The organism is Brevibacterium aurantiacum, from assembly GCF_007558825.1.
Lineage (GTDB): Bacteria > Actinomycetota > Actinomycetes > Actinomycetales > Brevibacteriaceae > Brevibacterium > Brevibacterium aurantiacum_A.
The window spans coordinates 1-1544 of the sequence record NZ_VLTK01000039.1 but is presented as its reverse complement, the minus strand read 5'-3'; the positions used below and the strand labels follow the sequence as shown (position 1 = coordinate 1544).

Here is a 1544-nt window from a genome sequence, read left to right as displayed (position 1 = left end):
ACAAAAGGTACGCAGTCACACCACGAAGGTGCTCCCACTGCTTGTACGTACACGGTTTCAGGTTCTTTTTCACTCCCCTCGCCGGGGTTCTTTTCGCCTTTCCCTCACGGTACTGGTTCACTATCGGTCAGTCAGGAGTATTTAGCCTTGGAGGATGGTCCCCCCATATTCAGACAGGATACCACGTGTCCCGCCCTACTCTTCGAGTTCACAACCTGTGTGTTTTCGTGTACGGGACTATCACCCTGTACCGTCGGACTTTCCAGACCGTTCCACTAACACACAAGCTGATTCAGACTCTGGGCTGCTCCCCGTTCGCTCGCCGCTACTGGGGGAATCTCGGTTGATTTCTTTTCCTCGGGGTACTTAGATGTTTCAGTTCCCCCGGTTCGCCTCGTTAACCTATGTATTCAGTTAACGATAGTGTGTCGGAACACACTGGGTTTCCCCATTCGGACATCGCCGGGTCAAAGGTTCATATCACCTCGCCGGCGCTTTTCGCAGATTAGCACGTCCTTCATCGCCTCTGACTGCCAGGGCATCCACCGTGTACGCTTAGTCGCTTAACCTCACAACCCGAAGATGTTTCACTTCTGATTGCGAAAATTTGAGAGACTCGAACACACATTAACTGTGTGTCGTTTCAATTTTCAGCTTGATCCAGATTTTTAAAGAGCAAAACTTCGCAGTGCACCTTTTCAGGTTCACTCTGAAGTTTTCNTTGAGATATGACGGCAGGTGACTTTCACTCACGAACCAGCAAGTGGCGTCCCCTAGGGGATTCGAACCCCTGTTACCGCCGTGAAAGGGCGGTGTCCTGGGCCTCTAGACGAAGGGGACGTGTCAGTCTCAATCGCAAGACGCCTTGCTGTTTACTTTTCATCAGACAATCTGTGTGAGCACTGCAAAGGCAGGTTCTTTAAGGTAAGGAGGTGATCCAACCGCAGGTTCCCCTACGGTTACCTTGTTACGACTTCACCCCAGTCATGAATCACAAAGTGGTAAGCGCCCTCCCGAAGGTTAAGCTACCTACTTCTTTTGCAACCCACTCCCATGGTGTGACGGGCGGTGTGTACAAGGCCCGGGAACGTATTCACCGTAGCATTCTGATCTACGATTACTAGCGATTCCGACTTCATGGAGTCGAGTTGCAGACTCCAATCCGGACTACGACGCACTTTATGAGGTCCGCTTGCTCTCGCGAGGTCGCTTCTCTTTGTATGCGCCATTGTAGCACGTGTGTAGCCCTACTCGTAAGGGCCATGATGACTTGACGTCATCCCCACCTTCCTCCAGTTTATCACTGGCAGTCTCCTTTGAGTTCCCGGCCTAACCGCTGGCAACAAAGGATAAGGGTTGCGCTCGTTGCGGGACTTAACCCAACATTTCACAACACGAGCTGACGACAGCCATGCAGCACCTGTCTCAGAGTTCCCGAAGGCACCAATCCATCTCTGGAAAGTTCTCTGGATGTCAAGAGTAGGTAAGGTTCTTCGCGTTGCATCGAATTAAACCACATGCTCCACCGCTTGTGCGGGCCCCCG

1 tRNA gene and 2 rRNA genes are annotated in these 1544 nt (G+C 51.9%); all 3 read right to left on the bottom strand.

The window, feature by feature from the left end:
• A 23S ribosomal RNA gene (locus FO013_RS22105) occupies positions 1-569 on the bottom strand; the annotation flags it as partial.
• A gap of 195 nt (positions 570-764) precedes the next feature.
• Positions 765-840: transfer RNA gene (locus FO013_RS22100), tRNA-Glu, on the bottom strand.
• Between the two features lie 85 nt (positions 841-925).
• Positions 926-1544, bottom strand: a 16S ribosomal RNA gene (locus FO013_RS22095); the annotation flags it as partial.